General features: G+C 40.2%; 13 protein-coding genes, 1 other RNA gene, 3 pseudogenes and 1 other annotated feature. All 17 genes and pseudogenes read left to right on the forward strand.

The features are described 5' to 3' along the window. Positions 1 to 234: pseudogene (locus tag AC058W_RS02720) on the forward strand (M14 family metallopeptidase); the annotation flags it as partial. Positions 235 to 554: 320 nt separating this feature from the next. Then, positions 555 to 1,001: a hypothetical protein gene (locus AC058W_RS02725; RefSeq protein ID WP_479389677.1), complete on the forward strand. Its 447-nt coding sequence runs from the start codon at positions 555 to 557 to the stop codon at positions 999 to 1,001. A 6-nt stretch (positions 1,002 to 1,007) separates the two neighbouring features. Further along, positions 1,008 to 1,421 (forward strand): cell wall hydrolase, encoded by a 414-nt coding sequence (locus AC058W_RS02730; RefSeq protein ID WP_479389678.1) that lies wholly within the window; start codon positions 1,008 to 1,010, stop codon positions 1,419 to 1,421. Between the two features lie 22 nt (positions 1,422 to 1,443). Then, entirely contained in the window at positions 1,444 to 1,677 is a 234-nt protein-coding gene (locus tag AC058W_RS02735) for a hypothetical protein (protein WP_117674580.1), read from the forward strand. After that, complete coding sequence (gene thrC, locus AC058W_RS02740; protein WP_117674579.1) at positions 1,632 to 3,134, forward strand: threonine synthase; 1,503 nt, start codon at positions 1,632 to 1,634, stop codon at positions 3,132 to 3,134. Before AC058W_RS02735 ends, thrC begins: the two co-directional genes overlap by 46 nt. Positions 3,135 to 3,199: 65 nt before the next feature. Beyond that, a non-coding RNA gene (gene ssrS / locus AC058W_RS02745) (6S RNA) lies at positions 3,200 to 3,381 on the forward strand. A 66-nt stretch (positions 3,382 to 3,447) separates the two neighbouring features. Next, positions 3,448 to 4,509, forward strand: coding sequence for an aldose epimerase family protein (locus AC058W_RS02750; RefSeq protein ID WP_117674578.1), 1,062 nt, complete (start codon positions 3,448 to 3,450; stop codon positions 4,507 to 4,509). A gap of 176 nt (positions 4,510 to 4,685) precedes the next feature. Further along, on the forward strand, positions 4,686 to 5,639 hold the full coding sequence (locus AC058W_RS02755; protein ID WP_117674577.1) for a YihY/virulence factor BrkB family protein: 954 nt from the start codon (positions 4,686 to 4,688) through the stop codon (positions 5,637 to 5,639). A 43-nt stretch (positions 5,640 to 5,682) separates the two neighbouring features. Then, positions 5,683 to 5,904, forward strand: a binding site (T-box leader). A gap of 226 nt (positions 5,905 to 6,130) precedes the next feature. Beyond that, positions 6,131 to 7,150, forward strand: coding sequence for a phenylalanine--tRNA ligase subunit alpha (gene pheS / locus AC058W_RS02760; RefSeq protein WP_117674668.1), 1,020 nt, complete (start codon positions 6,131 to 6,133; stop codon positions 7,148 to 7,150). Between the two features lie 198 nt (positions 7,151 to 7,348). Continuing rightward, positions 7,349 to 9,769, forward strand: a pseudogene (gene pheT / locus AC058W_RS02765) (phenylalanine--tRNA ligase subunit beta). Beyond that, positions 9,769 to 10,389 (forward strand): histidine phosphatase family protein, encoded by a 621-nt coding sequence (locus AC058W_RS02770; protein ID WP_117674575.1) that lies wholly within the window; start codon positions 9,769 to 9,771, stop codon positions 10,387 to 10,389. The pseudogene pheT and the gene AC058W_RS02770 overlap by 1 nt, the downstream one beginning before the upstream one ends. A gap of 181 nt (positions 10,390 to 10,570) precedes the next feature. Further along, complete coding sequence (locus tag AC058W_RS02775) at positions 10,571 to 12,211, forward strand: MotA/TolQ/ExbB proton channel family protein (RefSeq protein ID WP_118609433.1); 1,641 nt, start codon at positions 10,571 to 10,573, stop codon at positions 12,209 to 12,211. A 15-nt stretch (positions 12,212 to 12,226) separates the two neighbouring features. After that, complete coding sequence (locus tag AC058W_RS02780) at positions 12,227 to 13,186, forward strand: OmpA family protein (protein ID WP_117674573.1); 960 nt, start codon at positions 12,227 to 12,229, stop codon at positions 13,184 to 13,186. A 319-nt stretch (positions 13,187 to 13,505) separates the two neighbouring features. Continuing rightward, entirely contained in the window at positions 13,506 to 14,381 is an 876-nt protein-coding gene (locus AC058W_RS02785) for a methionyl aminopeptidase (protein WP_117674572.1), read from the forward strand. A 310-nt stretch (positions 14,382 to 14,691) separates the two neighbouring features. Next, positions 14,692 to 15,039, forward strand: a complete 348-nt coding sequence (gene rplS, locus AC058W_RS02790) for a 50S ribosomal protein L19 (protein WP_117674571.1) — start codon at positions 14,692 to 14,694, stop codon at positions 15,037 to 15,039. A 72-nt stretch (positions 15,040 to 15,111) separates the two neighbouring features. Then, positions 15,112 to 15,717: a signal peptidase I gene (gene lepB, locus AC058W_RS02795; protein ID WP_117674570.1), complete on the forward strand. Its 606-nt coding sequence runs from the start codon at positions 15,112 to 15,114 to the stop codon at positions 15,715 to 15,717. Positions 15,718 to 15,723: 6 nt separating this feature from the next. Next, a pseudogene (locus AC058W_RS02800) lies at positions 15,724 to 15,934 on the forward strand (ribosome biogenesis GTPase YlqF); the annotation flags it as partial.

Below are 15,934 nucleotides of genomic sequence, written 5' to 3' on the forward strand. Positions count from 1 at the left end.
CCTTCTAATCATGCGCATTTCACAGTTGGGGATGCAATGATGAATGAATGTGAGGAAATCAAACGGCAGCTCCCAATCAGTTCTTATATCCGACCTGCCTGGGATGTAGAAATATTAGGAAAACTTGGGGTAAAGAAATTTTCGATTGATACAGGTATCAGTGAAAGAATTTACACGAAGAAAGATGAGTTTTATAACCCGACACCTATGTTTTTACTTTGTGTGGAAAAGTAGGCAATTTGGAATGAATTTTGGTTGCATTACTGAGAACGGAGTGAACAGTAACCGGAGTGAATAATAACGAATTATTACGTATAGATTTTATTGACGGGGAATAAAGTGACTTTTATACTTAAGATAGATATGGAAATTCTAATATGGTTGTAGCTTTTGATAAGGTCAGGATACATTAACAGTAACCATGCGCAGTACAAATGTTACAAAAATGTAAAAAAGCTTGACAAAATTAATTATATTAAATATAATTTTCTTATAAATTACAGAAATGTTACGAAAATAAAACTTATAATTAAAAAGCGCAAGGAATGAAAAGTATGAAAGTTCAAAAAAGTTTAAGCCACCCCGGTAAAGAAGAAAAAAAGAAACAATCAGGTGAATCAGTGCGTAGTCTGGCATTGGTTGCAGTTTGTACATGTGTGGCGGTTGCATTTGCGGCAGGCGGCAGAGTGGCAGACTATAATGGGAAAAATAAAGTATATGCTGCTTCGGAGAATGAACAGGAAACTTTTTCTTCACATTCCGCTGGAAATGATATAGTACCTACAGGGATTGCCGGTGTAGTGTCGGGAATGAAGGGTACAACTTTTCATAAGAAATCAGTAACTCGTATTGGAACCTCCTGTGAGCAGGTCATGGTTGGTCAGAGAATCAAAGTGATAGAAGATAATGTTGCAGAATTTGATGTCAGTTCATCAATGGAAAATAAGATAAATGATCTTGATGCGAAGACAATGACACTTTCTGCGAAAGCCCAGAAATGATGTCTGATGAAGATTATGATACTTTACTGCATGTATGTAGAGGCAGAGGCTGGAACGGAAGATATCAAGGGACGTGTTCTGGTGGCTAATGTAATCATGAATCGTACAAAAAATGATGAGACTTTCCAGGATACAGTTACCGAAGTGGTCTGGCAGCGTACCAATGGAGTTCCACAGTTTTCACCAACGTATGACGGTCGTATATATGAAGTGACAGTTACCGATGAAACAAAGGAGGCTGTCAGACAAGCTCTTGAGGGAGTTGATTATTCAGAGGGAGCTCTGTTTTTTATCCAGAAATCTGAGGCTGAGAAACATAATGTTTCATGGTTTGAAAAAGATTTGAAACGATTATTTAAATATGGTGTACATGAATTCTATACATATCCAGACACAGATGAGAATTCAAAGGAATCTTAGATGATGTATTCTGGAGATATGAGTGTATGTAGTAAGTAAAAGAGGTGCAGATAACCATGCAATGGAAAATCTGTACCTCTTTTTCAACCTAGTAATCAATGACAAAAAGAAGAAGCAAAAGAAAAATAATTTAGGATGGTATTTTGTTAAAGCATATGCTATAATGTGTTCAATTGGCAAAATGAATACTTTGGAAAGGCAGGAAATATCATGCAGGTATTATACAAAAGCACAAGAGGAAAAGAAGAAACCGTAACAGCTTCTATGGCTATTTTAAAAGGGCTGTCTGAGGATGGCGGCTTATTTGTGCCAACAGAGATTCCGAAGCTGGATGTTCCGATGGATAAACTGGCAAAGATGAGTTATCAGGAGACAGCATATGAGGTGATGAAACGTTTTCTCACCGATTTTACAGAAGAAGAATTAAAGAACTGCATCAACAATGCCTATGATGACAAATTTGATACAAAAGAGATCGCACCTCTTCATGAAGCAGACGGAGCTTATTTCCTTGAACTGTATCATGGTGCAACGATCGCATTTAAGGATATGGCGTTATCGATCCTTCCACATCTTATGACTACAGCTGCAAAGAAGAATCAGGTAAATAACGAGATTGTCATTCTTACAGCTACTTCAGGAGATACAGGTAAAGCGGCTATGGCAGGTTTTGCTGATGTTCCGGGAACTAAGATCATTGTATTCTATCCGAAACATGGTGTAAGCCCGATTCAGGAGAAACAGATGGTGACTCAGAAAGGCAACAATACTTATGTTGTAGGAATCACCGGAAACTTCGACGATGCGCAGACAGCTGTAAAGAAGATGTTCAATGATAAGGAACTTGAGGCAGAGCTTGATGCTGCAGGATATCAGTTCTCATCTGCAAACTCCATTAATATCGGACGTCTTGTACCTCAGATTGTTTATTATGTATATGCATATGCGTCACTTGTGCGTCAGGGAAAGATTAAAGACGGACAGGAAATCAATGTAGTAGTACCTACAGGAAACTTTGGAAATATTCTGGCTGCTTATTATGCAAAACAGATGGGACTTCCGGTTCACAAATTAATCTGTGCATCCAATGATAATAAAGTTCTGTATGATTTCTTCTGCACCGGAACATATGACAGAAAACGTGATTTCATTCTCACAACTTCCCCTTCTATGGATATTCTGATTTCCAGTAATCTGGAACGTCTGATTTATCGTATTGCAGGTGGCGATGCAAAGAAATGTGCTGAATTAATGCAGTCTCTTACTGCGGGCGGCGAGTATACAATCACAGAGGATATGAAAGCACAGTTAACAGATTTCTATGGCAACTACTGTACAGAAGAAGAGACGGCACAGACAATTGCAAAAATTTTTAAAGAAAGCCATTATGTAATTGATACTCATACTGCAGTTGCAGCAGGCGTATATGATAAATATACAGCAGATACAAAAGATACCACACCGACAGTCATTGCATCCACTGCAAGCCCATATAAATTTACAAGAAGCGTAATGGAAGCTCTTGGAGTAAACGTAGATGGCAAAGATGATTTTGCATTAGCTGATGAGCTGAGCAGCCTTTCCGGAGTAAAACTTCCGCAGGCAGTTGAGACTATCCGTACAGCACCGGTACTTCATGACAGAGTTGTAGATGCTCCGGATATGCCACAGGCAGTAAAAGAGATTCTTGGAATCAAACAAAAAATTAATTAAATTGCGCATTTTATGTTGAAAAAGAGTATATACTAGAGTATAATAAAAAACAGTTAAGAACAGTGAATATCCTGAAATGTGCGAGACCCCTTCTTTTTTTGAACCTACATCGACTTTAACGGGAATCCAACATCGCATACCGGATGTCAGGCCGTCATTACGCAGCGGAAGACAGAAAGCCTGTTGAGGATACCCACCTAGCTACGGCTAGGCGTCAATGGGAAGGGAACGGCATTTCGGGTAAACTGCAAAAAATGAGCCATGGACAGGCTCTTTTTATTATTGTAATTTTGCACATGGGAGGTTAGAAACGATGAGTGTTTCTGAAAGAAAATTTGGTGTATTACAGACTGGGGAAACAGCGAAGATTTTTCATCTGGAGAATAATTCCGGGGCATATGCAGAGGTAAGCAACTTTGGAGCACTTCTGGTTAAAGTGTCCGTGCCGGATAAAAATGGTGCCATGACAGATGTTGTACTTGGATATGATGATCTGGCATCTTATGAAGTGAACGGATGCTTTTTTGGTGCAACGATCGGAAGAAGTGGAAACCGTATCGGAGGAGCGAAATTCTCTATTAACGGTAAAGAGATAGTTCTTGCCCAGAATGAGAATGACAATAATCTTCACAGTGGTCCGAATGGATTTGAGAAGAAAATATGGAATGTGGCAGAGATTTCCCAGGACAAGAACAGCATTGTATTCAATCGCATCAGCCCGGATGGGGAGAATGGATATCCGGGAGAATTTGATGTATCTGTAAAATATGAGTTTACAGAAGAAAACGAACTGAAGATTCATTACCAGGGAGTTTGTGATGAACCGACTATTGCAAATATGACAAATCACTCTTACTTCAACTTAAATGGTGAAGGAAGCGGAACTGCCATGGAACAGTATCTTACGATTCATGCGAAATATTATACACCTGTAGCAGATAGTCATTCTATACCAACAGGTGTTTACGAGGAAGTTGCCGGAACTCCTATGGATTTCAGAACTGCCAAGAAGATTGGACAGGATATTGAAGCTGATTTTGAACAGCTTAAATTTACCGGTGGATATGATCATAACTATGTAACAGACAATTATGCAAAGGGAAACAGAAGACTGATTGCCACAGCATACAGTGATAAGAGCGGAATTGCTATGGATGTTACTTCTGATTGTCCATGTGTACAGTTCTATGCTGCTAATTTTGTGAAGAATGAGAATGGCAAGAATGGTCATGTATACAATAAACGAGATGCTTTCTGCCTGGAAACACAGGTAGAACCGAATGCAGTTAATGTGGAAGATTTCCATTCCCCTGTGCTTAATGCAGGAGAGCAGTACGACTCTATGACAAGTTATCGTTTTTATATCAAAAAATAAGTTACATATTGATCTGGTTTCTCTCATATATTTATGTGTGGGTGAGACCAGATTTTTTTATGGGAAATTTGGTGGAGATTTCTTTAGCGAGTTTTTGTATTTGTCATAACAGTAGTTTCATGATATGATATTGGACAAGGATATTCCATTATTAGAATAACAGAATGGAGAAAATTATGGAGAGGAAAAAGGAAAAGCAGTCAGTTATAGGTCTGCTGCTTGGATTTATGGATCGCGTATCCGGAGATCATGTCGGGGCATATGCGACTCAGGCAGCATATTTCCTGATAATGTCTTTTATCCCGTGTATTCTGTTTTTGACTACACTTGTACGATATACACCGTTGACATATAATGTGGTCAGGGATGCGATCATTGCATTTATTCCGGAGAATCTGCAGAGTTTTGTGCTTGGAATCGTGGTGGATGTATATAGAAGAAGTACGGCAATTGTCCCTCTTTCGGCATTCGTTGCACTATGGTCTGCAGGAAAGGGATTACAGTCAATCATAAATGGCCTGAATACGATCTATCATGTAAAAGAAACCCGTAACTGGCTTCTTACCAGAATCTATGCAGTATTTTATACATTATCACTGGTGATTGCATTGATTATATCTTTGCTTATGTTGGTACTTGGAAATGAAATTCAGGCAGCAGTTTCAAAATATGTACCTTTTCTTGGAAGGATCATCGCACGGATATTAGGCGCGAGAGCAATGCTGGTATTTGGCGTGTTGTTTGTGGTATTTCTTATGCTGTATAAAGTTCTTCCAAATAGAAAGGCAACATTTAAGAGTCAGATACCGGGGGCGTTTCTTATAGCGATTGCGTGGTCAGTTTTTTCATATGGTTTTTCTTTTTATTTTGAAATTTTTCCAGGATTCAGCAACATGTATGGGAATCTTGCGACGATTATCATGGTTATGGTATGGTTGTATGTCTGCATGAATCTACTTTTGTATGGCGCAGAGATCAATGCATATTTTGAAAAAGAGTTCAGGCTTGCGCACAGATCGGTGAGAGGACTGATCATTCATGAAAAAGAACGCAGACAGCCAGGATTGTCTGCGCAGGCACCTCTGGAGCCATTGCCTGAGCCGGAGAAGAAAAAAGAAAATGATACTTGACATATTTTTGAGTCTGTGGCATGATTATAAATGTTGATAATCATGAAAAGCATAGAAGGTGTTTATAGGGAATTATTTTCCATCAGAGAGAGGAAGTCATCGGCTGGAAGCTGCCTCAGGTTCAGATATTTCCTGAATTTCCCACCGGAGCTGCATTTCTGAAGTAACAGTAGGAAATGACGTTACTGCGCGTTAAGCAGACCGAGAGCCTGTAGAAGATACAGGAAGCAGGGTGGTACCGCGGATATTTTACTCCGTCCCTTTACGAGGGACGGAGTTTTTTTATATCGTAGGAAATTGCTACGTAATATTCCTTCGATAATAAAAAGCCGTCCGGGCAGGATTGCACTGCGGCGGAGAAGCCTGCAAGCAGGATTTTTTCTTGTGTTCTGAGCAGCATAATATTTGTGAAGAGATATGCTGGATGAACGTAAATTCTTCGGATAGACCTTGCTTATTATAAGAATAAAGGAGAAAGAAAAGACATGGATATGAAAGAAAGACTTCAGGAACTGGCTGAAGCAGCCAGAAAACGGATCGATGAATCTGAAGGCCTGGATAAACTGAATGAAGTACGTGTAGCATACCTTGGTAAAAAAGGTGAGCTGACAGCAATCTTAAAAAGCATGAAGGATGTTGCTCCGGAAGAACGTCCGAAGGTTGGACAGCTTGTAAATGAAACAAGAAGTAAAATCGAGGCATTACTTGATGAATCCAAGCAGAAACTGGAAGAAGCAGTTCGTGAAGAGAAGATGAAACAGGAAGTCATCGACGTTACTTTACCTGCAAAGAAAGCTAAAATCGGGCATCGTCATCCGAACACTATCGCTTTGGAAGAAGTAGAGCGTATCTTTATCGGTATGGGTTATGAAGTTGTAGAAGGACCGGAAGTAGAGTATGCAGATTATAACTTTACGAAGCTGAATATTCCGGAAAATCATCCGGCACGTGACGAGCAGGATACTTTCTTTATCAATGATTCTATCCTTCTTCGTTCTCAGACATCACCGGTTCAGGCGCGTACAATGGAAAAAGGCAAACTACCGATTCGTATGATCGCTCCGGGACGTGTATTCCGTTCTGATGAGGTAGATGCAACGCATTCTCCGTCTTTCCATCAGATTGAAGGTCTTGTTATTGATAAAAATATTACTTTTGCAGATCTTAAGGGAACTCTGCAGGAATTTGCGCAGGAATTATTCGGACCTGAAACAAAAACAAAATTCAGGCCACATCATTTCCCATTTACAGAGCCAAGCGCAGAGGTTGACGTTTCCTGCTTCAAGTGCGGTGGTACGGGATGCCGTTTCTGTAAAGGTTCCGGCTGGATTGAAATCCTTGGCTGTGGTATGGTTCATCCAAATGTATTAAGTATGTGTGGAATTGATCCGGAAGAGTATACTGGATTTGCATTCGGTGTAGGTCTGGAGCGTATCGCACTTCTGAAATACGAGATTGATGACATGAGACTGCTCTACGAAAACGACATTCGTTTCCTGAAACAGTTCTAATTTATAATAGTTTATTATTCGTAACTGTTCAGTACCTTCACAGTTACGAGTCAAAATCCATTAAAAATCGCCTTCGGCTATGGGATTTTGACTTGTATGTCTCGGGATTTTGGCATGTTCATGCCAAAACACCTCGCGGGATAGTAGACTGCTGAATAGTTACTATTATTCAATAAATATAAGAAGAGGATTAACAAAATGAATACTTCATTATCTTGGATTAAAATGTATGTGCCGGATCTTGATGTGACAGCACAGGAATATACAGATGCCATGACACTGACAGGAACAAAAGTGGAAGGCTTCGAGAAACTGGATGCAGATCTGGACAAGATCGTGATCGGACAGATCGACAAGATCGAAAAGCATCCGGATGCAGATAAACTGATCATCTGCCAGGTAAATATTGGAACAGAGTCTGTACAGATCGTTACCGGTGCTCCGAATGTAAAAGAAGGAGATAAAGTTCCGGTTGTTCTTGACGGTGGACGTGTAGCTGGCGGACATGATGGAAAGAAAACTCCGGGTGGAATCGAGATTAAGAAAGGCAAACTCCGCGGAATCGAATCCTGTGGTATGATGTGCTCTATCGAAGAACTTGGAAGCACAAGAGAAATGTATCCGGAAGCACCGGAATACGGAATCTATATTTTCCCTGAAGATGCTGTTGTAGGTGAAAGCGCCATTAAAGCTCTGGGACTGAATGACGTTGTATTTGAATACGAAATTACATCTAACCGTGTAGACTGCTACGGTGTGCTTGGAATTGCAAGAGAAGCAGCAGCTACTTTTGACAAGAAGTTCTGTCCTCCTGTAGTAGAGTGTAAAGGAAATGATGAGAAAGCTTCTGATTATGTAAAAGTTACAGTAGAAGAATCCTCAGCTTTGCCCACGTTACTGCGCAAGAGTTGTAAAGAATGTTAAGATCGGACCTTCACCAAAATGGATGCAGAGATGTCTTGCCTCTAACGGAATCCGTCCAATCAACAATCTGGTTGATATCACAAACTATGTAATGGAAGAGTTTGGACAGCCAATGCATGCATATGATCTGGATACTATTGCAGGAAAAGAAATCGTTGTGCGCCGCGCAAAGAGTGATGAGAAATTCGTAACTCTTGACGGTCAGGAACGTACTATGGACGACCAGGTGCTGATGATCTGTGACGGTGAGAAGGCTGTCGGCATTGCCGGTATCATGGGTGGCGAAAATTCTATGATCACAGACAATGTAAAAACAGTTCTTTTTGAAGCAGCGTGCTTTGATGGAACAAATATCCGACTTTCATCTAAGAGAATCGGACTGAGAACAGATGCTTCCGGTAAATTTGAGAAAGGTCTTGATCCAAATAATGCACAGGCTGCTATTGACAGAGCATGCCAGCTGATGGAAGAACTTGGTGCAGGAGAAGTTGTAGGCGGAATGGTAGATGTCTGCAATGAAGTAAGAGAACCATCCAGAGTTCCATTTAAACCAGAGAAGATTAACGCACTTCTTGGAACAAATCTGACATCGGAAGAAATGCTTGGATATCTTGCAAAAGTAGAACTTACTTATGACGAGAAAACAAATGAAATCGTTGCACCTACTTTCCGCCAGGATATTCATTATGTAGCTGACGTGGCAGAAGAGGTTGCAAGATTCTTCGGATATGATAAGATTCCAGACTACACTTCCTACAGGTGAAGCTACAACAGGTAAACTTCCATTTAAGCTGCGTATTGAATCGGTAGCACGTGATATTGCTGAATATTGTGGATTCTCTGAAGGAATGAGTTATTCTTTCGAAAGCCCGAAGGTATTTGACAAATTAAGACTTCCGGCTGACAGCGAGCTTCGTCAGGGAATTGTTATCAGCAACCCTCTGGGAGAAGATTACAGTGTTATGAGAACAACTACTTTGAACGGTATGCTCAGTTCTCTTGCTACAAATTATAACAGAAGAAATAAAGATGTCCGTCTCTATGAGCTTGGTAATGTATATCGTCCGAAGTCTCTTCCACTTACAGAACTTCCGGATGAACGTATGCGTTTTTACTCTTGGTATGTATGGAAATGGTGATTTCTTTGATATGAAGGGCGTTTGTGAAGAGTTCTTTGAGAAAGTCGGAATGAGAGATAAAATAGATTATGATCCAAACAGTGGTAAGACTTACCTCCATCCGGGAAGACAGGCAAACATGATCTATGACGGAAAAGTTGTCGGATATCTTGGAGAAGTCCATCCTCTGGTAGCTGACACTTACGGAATCGGTGAGAAAGCTTATGTGGCAGTTATCGATATCCTTACAGTTCTTGAGTTTGCAAGCTTCAATCATAAATACACAGGAATTGCCAAATATCCGGCAGTAACACGTGACTTAAGTATGGTTGTTCCGAAAACTGTGCTTGCAGGACAGATTGAGCATGTTCTTACACAGAGAGGCGGAAAAATTCTGGAAAGCTATCAGTTATTCGATATTTATGAAGGAAATCAGATTAAAGAGGGATTCAAGTCTATGGCTTATTCTCTGGTATTCCGTCATCATGACAAGACTCTGGAGGAGAGCGAGATCACAGCGGCAATGAAGAAAATCTTAAATGGTCTGACAGATCTTGGAATCGAGTTGAGAAGCTAATGCTACTTTATGTGTTAAGACATGGGATAACCCAGTGGAATAAACTGAAGAAGGTGCAGGGGGCAGTAGATATTCCCCTGGCACCGGAGGGAATCGAACTTGCCAAAAAGACTGGTGAGGCGTTGAAAGATATTCATTTTGATATCTGTTTTACCAGTCCGTTGACAAGAGCGAAACAGACAGCGCAGTATGTGCTGGGAGATAAAAAGGTTCCGATTATCGAGGATAAGAGAATCCAGGAAATTGATTTTGGAGTTCTTGAAGGAACACGGTTCAAGGATGCACAGGGAAAGATCATCAGTCATGAAATGGAAATCTTTTTTACGGATCCGCTGAAATTTAAGCGCCCGGAGAACGGAGAAAATATTTTCGATATTCTGAAACGAACGAGAGAGTTCTGGCAGGAGAAGATAACAGATCCTGCACTGACAGATAAGACTGTCCTTGTTTCTTCTCATGGATGTGCAGTACGTGCACTGCTTCAGAATATTTATCAGGATCATGAAAATTTCTGGCATGGATGTGTACCGCCAAACTGCAGCATTAATCTTGTTGAAGTGAAGGATGGCAAAGTACGTCTTCTGGAAGAAGATAAGGTTTATTCTGGGATAAACAAGTAAATATAGCGAAACATTCCGGCGGGAAATCTGTTTATGGCACAGGTTTCCCGCTGCTATTATTTATGACAAAAGAACATAGCTTTTTCACTTGTGACAGATATGACATTGTGATATGATAAACGAAAAAGAAGATTGTCTGTAATTTTACGCAAAATTTGCAAATAACCACAGGAGGTGTATTATGGGCAAAAAAATTATGAATACCGTGCTTTTTCTGGCGGTACTTGGTGGGTGTATTGCGATGACTCTGCTGACGGGCAGGGGCTCAGTAAGCACGATGGCTTACAACTTCGCATTTCTTGCCATTATGGCAGTGATTTATCTGGCGGGATTATTCGGCGGGGTGTTCCGAGTGGATGGTATTACACAGGCATTTTTAAGAGGGACGCAAGAACTTACCAGTGTTTTTAAAGTGCCTGGAAAAGCAAAGAGTGAAGATTTGTCATGCCTGAAAGGAATTTTTGATCACAGATATCTGGATGAGAGAATGGATAATTTTATCGATTCTATGGATAAGAATCAGGAAGGTGTCGGAGGAATTGAAGAATATATAAACGAAGATGAAATAGACCTTCATGTACATAAAAAAATTCTGGAAATGGCACCAGATATCCTTACCAGTCTCGGTATTCTTGGTACCTTTATCGGTCTTGTATGGGGCCTGAAGAGCTTTGAACCGTCCAGTTATGAGACAATGACTATGTCTGTTTCTACACTTGTAGATGGTATCAAAGTTGCGTTCCTTACTTCTATATATGGAATTGCATTTGCTCTGATTTATAGTTCCGGAATGAAGAGTGTTTATGCGGGAATGGATGAGAAACTGCAGGGATTTCTGGAAAAGTTTCATATGTATGTTCTTCCCGCTGCTGAGAGTGAGTCAAGAAATCTTATGCTTGCAAGTCAAAAGGTTCAGACAAAGGCTATGAAGCAGATGGCAGAACAGCTTACTTCACAGATGGCGGAGAGTTTTGAAAAGGCAATTAATCCTACATTTGAGAAAATGAATGAATCTCTGGAGATTCTGACAGAGTCTGTAACGAAATGCCAGCAGGATGTCGTACAGGAGATTCTCCGCTCTTTCCTGCGAGAGATGAACAGTTCTTTTAAACTGCAGTTCAAGGACTTTAATGAGTCACTTGTACAGCTGAAAAAGGCGCAAAAAGAGAATACAGATTACACTACAAATCTCTACCAGGCAATGAGTGAACAGTTAAATGAATCTTATGCAAGACAGAATGAATCTATGAAAGAAATCGTGGATGAACTTGGCAGGATTCAGGGACGTTATATGTCAACTGCGACAAGAATCACACAGGATAATCAGGAAATCCAGAAACAGCAGCAACAGGATTACCAGCATATTTCAGATTACTTGAAGGAAGCAGAGAAATCTTCTGCCAAGTTCTGGGTTGCCTGCAATCAGACTATGCAGAAATATGTAGAGACTGCAACGCAGGGAATGGAAAAGATTTCTGCAGCAAATCAGGCAGGAGAGGATGTGCTTAAGGCAAATCAGAAACTGGTTGAGGAACTGGATGCAAAATTGCAGGAGTTTATTTCTTATCAGAAGATGACATATCAGACTATGGAAGAAGTGCGCAGACTCTTTGCTGATATTTCTGTTCAGAAAGAAAACAGTAATATATATCTTTCTGAAGGAAGAACAGGTCAGGGAGCAGTGCAGAAAGAATCCATGGAAGAAGTACGAAAACTGCTTGAGGAACAAGGTGAACGCCAGGAAGCGCTTCTTGAAGAAATGAACAAGAATATGAAGAGCATTTCCAAAAATCAGAAAGGTAAATTCAGTTTATTCAGATAAGAAAAGGAGAGAATTATGCGCAAAAGAAAGAAATCAGATGACAGCGGATTTAATGTCTGGCGATCTTATTCTGATATGATGGCCGGTGTGCTGCTCCTTTTCATCCTGATCATGTGTGTGACACTTTTTCAGGCACAGAAAAGTTATAATGAAAGTATTAAAGAAAGAGATGATAAAATTGCTCTTCAGGAACAGTATACTGCAGAAATCCTGGCGCAGCAGAATGAGCTGGATGAAAAAGACAGTCAGTTAAGTTCTCAGGATGAACAGCTTGACAAACAGAAAAAACTTCTGGCTGAGCTGGCTGCGCAGCTGAAAGAACAGCAGGCTACACTGGATAAGCAGCAGTCAGATCTTGATGAAAAAACATCTCTTCTTGCCACACAGCAGAAAAAGATTGACAATATTATCGGTGTAAAAGCCGATGTTATTGAAGCATTGCAGAAAGAATTTTCCAAGAATAATGTCAGTGTTGATATAGATGCGCAGACAGGAGCTCTTACATTGAATGCAAATGTAATGTTTGACTATGACCAGTCAGAACTTACGGATGAGGGTAAGGCAGAACTTGCAAATATCCTGCCGATTTACTGCAAGGTACTGTTGCAGGATGATTATAAGAAGTATCTGGCTGAGATTATTATCGATGGATATACAGACACAGATGGTGATTATGATTATAACCTGGAGCTTTCCCAGAAACGTTCTCTGGCTGTCGCGCAATATCTGACGGAAATTCAGGGGAATTTCTTAAGTCCTGATGAAATTTCAGATTTGCAGAATTATCTAACAGTAAATGGACATGGTTCTGCAAATCCGGTTCTTGACTCTAAGGGAAATGAAGATAAGAATGCATCAAGACGTGTAGAGGTAAAATTCCGTCTGAAAGATGATGAAATGATCAGTGAACTGGATCAGATCATGAATGCAGATTCTGCATCTGATTCTGATTCTACAAAATCCAGCGGCAATTAAGCTGCTGGATTTTTTGGTATCGAATAATTTTACCAATAATATATCACATTTTTGAGAAAAAATATGATATGATAAGAAGGTACGCGGTCATTATGAATTGATTTTAACCGAATTAAGTAAGTCCCCTGCGGAGGTTGCAAAGAGCAATAAATGCAGTAGTTATTCGGTGTTGAGCTAAGTAGCGGAAATGGATGATTTTATCCGATTGAATCAAAGCAAGTAGCAGAAGCAACTAAAGAAATTCACTTGCAGTGAAATTGTCGAATGAATTAATGATACGCTGTACCCAACATAAGAAAAAAGGAAGAGGAAGATAAGCATGTCTTTAAAAATTGGAAGAAATGATCCATGCTGGTGTGGAAGCGGTAAAAAATATAAAAAATGCCATGAAGCATTTGATGAGAAAATGGAAATGATGAAGCAGAAAGGATATGCAGTTATTGATCATAACCTGATCAAGACACCTGAGCAGATTGAAAAAATCAAAGAGAGCTGTAAGATCAATATTGCAGTTCTTGATTATGTTGCAGAGCATATCGGACCTGGTGTCTCAACAGAAGAAATTGACAGATGGGTGCATGAAGAAACCGTAAGACACGGAGGAATTCCGGCACCTCTTGATTACGAAGGCTTTCCGAAAAGCGTTTGCACTTCTGTAAATGAGGTTGTGTGTCATGGAATTCCGGATGAAGAGCAGATTCTGAAAGAGGGGGATATCATCAATGTAGACGTATCTACGATTTATAATGGATACTATTCTGATTCATCCAGAATGTTTTGCATTGGAAAGGTAAGTCCTGAAAAAGAAAAACTTGTCAGAGTTACCAAGGAATGCGTTGAACTTGGAATTTCACAGGTAAAACCTTGGACACCGATTGGAAATATGGGAAGTGCTGTTCACAAACATGCGGTAGAAAATGGATTTTCTGTAGTAAGAGAAATCGGCGGACATGGCGTGGGACTCGAGTTCCATGAAGATCCGTGGGTAAGCTTTGTTTCAGAAGAAAATACAGGTGCTCTGATGGTTCCTGGAATGATGTTTACGATAGAACCGATGGTAAATATGGGAAGTGATGAGATTTATACAGATGAAATTGACGAGTGGACAGTACGAACAGAGGACGGACTGCCGTCTGCACAGTGGGAGGTAACGGTTCTGGTTACAGAGACCGGTTGTGAAGTGATCTGCTGGTAACTATACTTACATTTTACAAAATGGGTTACTGTTCACTCCGTTCTCAGTAACACGCTTCGCGATGCACAGAATTTATGCTAATCGCATAAATTCGCGCGGTATGTCTCGGAATTTTGGCATTTTCATGCCAAAACACCTCGCGGGATAGTAGCGTGCGAACAGTAACCAAAATGGTAAATTGTATAAATCTGCAAAAAAGTATTGCAATATGACAATTGATATAGTATAATCACAACTGTTGTGAAAAAAGATGGTCCTCTGTTACGGAATATGTATTAAGAACATCCATATAAGAATAGGAGAGAATAAAATGAACGAAATTATCAAAAACATCGAAGCAGCTCAGTTAAAAGCTGAAGTACCGGCATTCAACACAGGTGATACTGTAAGAGTACACGCACTGATCAAAGAAGGAAACCGTGAACGTGTTCAGGTTTTCGAAGGAACAGTTCTCAAGAAACAGGGCGGAAGCAACAGAGCTACATTTACTGTAAGAAAGAATTCTAACGGAGTAGGCGTTGAGAAAACATGGCCGCTTCATTCCCCACATGTAGTTAAAGTAGAAGTTATCCGTCGTGGTAAAGTACGTCGTGCAAAACTGAACTACTTAAGAGACCGCGTAGGTAAAGCTGCTAAGGTTAAAGAGCTTGTTAAATAATTTCATGAGTTGTAGAAGAAGGGACAATAACTAGTGTATTGTCCCTCTTTTTCCATCTGGCAGGAGAATTGAATGGATATCAGAAAGTGGAAAGAGAATTCAGCACTGCAGGAAACAAAAGATAAACTGGAAACAAAACTGGAAGACCGTAAAGTCCGGGGAATTCTCAACTGGGTTTTTCAGATTGCTGTTGTGCTGATTTTTGGAGTGCTGGTGGGAATCGCAATGTTCCAGTCAGTGACCATGCAGGAAAGTGCAATGGAACCTACTTTGCAGGTAGGAGAACGTTTTTTTGTAAATAGAGCTATTTATAAAGTGTCATCGCCAAAAAGGGGTGATATTATTGTATATAAGACCAGTGGAAGTGATGATGCGGCTTTACATATTGGCCGTGTGATCGGATTGCCTGGTGAAACAGTACAGATATCTAACGGTTCTATATTGATCAATGGGGATGTATATAATGAGAATAAGGGATTTCCTGAGATCAATAATGCAGGACTGGCTTCAGACGGAGTCTCTCTGGAGAGTGGAAAATATTTTATACTTGGTGATAACAGAAATAACAGTGAAGACAGCCGTTACGGTGACATCGGAAATATTAACAAGAAATATATTGTGGGAAAAGTATGGTTTATTATTTCCCCGAAAGATAAATTTGGATTTTTGAAAGGTTAGGTGGATATGAACGTACAGTGGTACCCTGGTCATATGACCAAGGCAAAGAGACAGATGCAGGAGGATATCAAGCTGATTGATCTGATTATCGAGCTTGTAGATGCCCGTGTACCTCTTTCAAGCAGAAACCCGGATATAGATGAACTGGGAAAAAACAAATCCAGACTGATTCTTCTTAATAAGTCGGATCTGGCTGATGAACGCCAGAATGAAGCGT

The organism is Blautia sp. CGZ-1-C1 (assembly GCF_056504575.1).